Raw genomic sequence first — 3,843 nt, forward strand, 5'->3', positions numbered from 1 at the left:
AGTTCACATCGAAATAATGTAGGATGACACGCACCTTGGCATTTTTTAAGTTCCAAATTGCAATTTGACTGCTCAATGTATAGTTCTTTTCTCCTTTTACCAATACGTCTTGTAAGAATGTATACATTCCTCCCTTGGGCATGCTCGTGCCTATCATTTGCTGAGCGGATACTGAATCTGTTACCACGCGTAATTCCCTATTACTCCGTCGGACTCCCAATATTTCTAGTGAAAAAACCTCGAAGGTGATCAAACCCTTCGAGGCCCTAGAAATTAATTATTCTTATTTAGTCTTTCCATTGCTTCTTCAAGTGTTTCATATTGGATATTATCATATTCCCATTCTAAATAACGATTAATAGCTTTTGCAACTTCATCCCAAGTAGGTCGGATACAATCCTCCAATATCTTATTAATTTCCTTCTCTACTAAAGTCAAATCAAATTCATTTACAATGAATGTCGCTCTGCCATCTATTATCTTATCTTCATCTAAAATAGCAAGCAGTCTGCTAGGTGTCATTACCCTAAAATAAAAATACTCGACTCCTTCTGAATCAGCGGTCCCTATATCTGCGCTCGCAGGAAGTACGAAATCATCTTTTTGTTCAGCTTCTCCACGAACTAATATTCTCTTTAGGACAGGAACTACCATATATTCACCGCTCTCTTAAATTAATTTATTCAATGTCGACATGATAATTAGTAAGTTGTTTCCCTTTACTATTGAATGTCTCAAAATTAGCTTCATACACCGTAGTTCCTTGTTTTTTGCTCTTACCGTATTTTACTCCAGTTCTCACAGATCTCAATCCGTCTTTACTAATGTATAACATTCCACCATCAATTTTTTGTATTTTAGCACCTTTTCCTACAAAATCAAGAGCAGCATCATTTACAAGGCTTGTGGATACTTTTGCACCCGCTAATCCATCAATGGATTTTTTTGATTTTCTAGCCATATTTGCTAGGTCAGATGCTGTACCGCAAAAACTGTTAATATTATGAACCCAAATTCCCAATTCACTCACGAAGTAAGTATGGAAATCTGCAACAGTAAAGTTATAAACCTTAACTTTCTCATTGTGTTTAACAATCTTAATGTTGTCAATTGTTAAGGTATTTCCGTTACTCTGCCGTAGCTTATCCTTCACTTGCAAGTCTACCGCTAATACCCAACCTTTACCTTCTACCCAAAACGGATGATTGTCGGTTGTCTCTATGACTTGGTCACCTACTGTTAGTTCATAGATGACTTCCTTATCATTTCGATAAAGATGCGTAACTTCCTTGTACGCAGTCTCGCCTGTTTCTTCATTCTTGGAAAGAACCCTATCTCCGACTTCAATGTCTTCGATATTTTTCTCCCCTTCATCTGTTTGAACCTTTGTTCCGGCAGTAAAACAATTACAGCCCTTAACTGCTTTTTTTACTACTGTATTCACATTCTTACTTAATTTAACACCTTGGTTTGCTGCCTTCATCGGTGTAATTTCCATAAACAATTCTGCAGCTTTGAGCCATTGCTCCAAAGACATAGGTTTTTCTTTGCTGACTTTAATGTAGTCGTTAATTTGAGAGACTGATCCCATAGTCCAATAATCTGCTGCAGAGTACCAAGAGGAGTGAATCTGTTTCATATCATTTACGAATGTGTTCCATTCGTTTGTAACCCAATTATGGCCGCTTGGATCCCAACGGATCAACGGATTATTCCCGACATACGTATACAAGTTCAAGCTCAGTGGATTACCAAGTTCCCCTTCATAGGTATCCTCATTAGTAAACCGTCCTACACTTGGATCATACCATCTTGCTCGCAAATATTGCAGATTCGTTGTTGCATCCCAATATTCGCCCGAGTAACGGAAAATGTTCGGAACCGTCTCCTCTTGAACCAATGGATTGCCCCAGATGTCATACGTATATCGGTTCAGTATATTTCCTTGCGTATCACGGATTTCCGTAACATCACCGTGTCCGTTGGTTACATAATACTGAAGACCATTCTGTCCCGGAACTTGACGTGCCAGCAGCTTTCCGTATGAGTCGTGGACATACGCCGCGGTAATTATGACGCTGCCGTTCCCCTCTATCTTACCTTCTGCTACAATCTTCGCTCTGTCGTCATAGTAGTATCGGGTCGTTACACCACCTTCGGTGCGTTCTACCATCAGGTTATCGCCATTATAGCGGTAGCTGACGGATTTACCGTCTTCGGTTGTTACTTTGACTAAGCGGTTGCGGTTATCGTAGGTGTAGGTTGCCCCCTTGATATCCGGTACCTGATCGCTTTGCAGGGTGCTGCGGTTATCTCGCTGATCGTACGCATAGGCCTCATTGAACTGGCTTGATGTCTTGATTCGATTCAGTTTATCGTAGCTAAATTGATGGCCTGCTCCATTATCGTTTTTAGCCGTAACATTTCGATTGTTATCATAGGTATAGCTGTAGTTTCCAAATAGTGCTTCTCCTTGCTTCTGTTGAATGCCAGCTAAATTATAACCATCATAATTGTATACTTCATTGAGTCCATTCGACGCACTCAGTTTTGCAAGCTGCTTAGACTGTTGGTTAAAATTATACGCATACTCAGACAACGTCGCGCCATTGCCATCAAGTGCTCGCAGCTTCGTTGGAACACCAGCCTCATAGAGGTAATCTATATTAGAGGTCATAGCAAAGTTTGATCCGTTAATGGTTTGCTTCGTTCTCAACTGACGTGTGTCATACTCAAAACTCAGCTTCGTTTGATCTGGATATTGAATCGATGCCAGTTCGCCTGTTGGATAATATCCATACGCCGTCGTTCCTGTTCCATCGGACATCGACATTCGATTGCCTAGAGCATCGTAGCTGTACGTTATCGTTTCGTCAGCAGCTGCCGCTTTTGTCAGCATATTCAGGTGATTATATTCAAAGGTTTGAGACTGCCCGTTCTTATCAATCGTGTGGGAGATGTTACTATTCACATCATAGTACACTTTCTTGCTTTGCTTGTTCGGATCGGTCTGCTGAACCAATCGTCCTATCTGGTCATATCGTTTCTGCACCGTGTTGCCATCTGCATATTTGACTTCGACTATATTTCCAGACAGATCATATTGATAACGGGTTGTCTTGCCCTCGCTATCCGTTACAGCTAGCAATCTTCCCAAGATATCGTACTCATACTTGGTCACATTCTGATTCGCGTCTGTGGAACTCGTGACATTCCCTGCATAATCATACTCGTAACGCGCCAACACCACATTTCCAGATGGCCTGAACTCTTCCTTCACTGTCACTCTGCCTAGAATATCGTACGTTTCTTTAATCGGGTTATTCGTGCCATCCATGGTAATTATGGTATTGGCGCCGTCATCATACTGATAACGCGTAGCAGCAAAATACCCCGGTTGTTCTGCTATGACACGACCCCAAGCATCATACTCATATTGCGTGGCAGAACCATTGAAATCTCCCTTGGAAATCAAATCTCCATATTCATTATAACGATGCTCTGCCGTTCCTCGCCCATTCGTTTCCTTGATTAATCGTCCGAAAGGATCAAAGAATCGTTCCGTTCGTTGTCCGGCCGCATCCATGACTACGATACGGTTGTTCGTATCGTCATATTCAATCTTGGTTTGCGACCCGTCAGCATTAGTTACCGCAGTTACACGATTCAAATCATCATACGTATAGGTGATGGCCTGTCCTTTGCCATCCACAAATTGATACAGTATACCAGTCTGAGGAATATATCTGGCTTGTCTCGTCAACTCTCCAGACACACCATCCGCATCCGTCACCGTTACCGATTGCTTATTCGGAAACATATAGTTATGGATTTCATTGAACT

Annotated in this window: 2 protein-coding genes; both read right to left on the reverse strand. The window is 41.5% G+C overall.

What is annotated here, in order from left to right; all coding sequences use genetic code 11:
- Positions 1-273 precede the first annotated feature (273 nt).
- Positions 274-654, reverse strand: coding sequence for an Imm8 family immunity protein (locus AZ66_RS27720; protein WP_044357867.1), 381 nt, complete (start codon positions 652-654; stop codon positions 274-276).
- 25 nt (positions 655-679) lie between these two features.
- Positions 680-3,843: polymorphic toxin-type HINT domain-containing protein (locus tag AZ66_RS27725; protein WP_269433153.1), on the reverse strand; the 3,164-nt coding region annotated here is incomplete at its 5' end.

Origin of the sequence: Paenibacillus sp. E194 (assembly GCF_000935845.1) — a bacterium.
GTDB classification, from domain to species: Bacteria; Bacillota; Bacilli; order Paenibacillales; family Paenibacillaceae; genus Paenibacillus_B; species Paenibacillus_B alvei_B.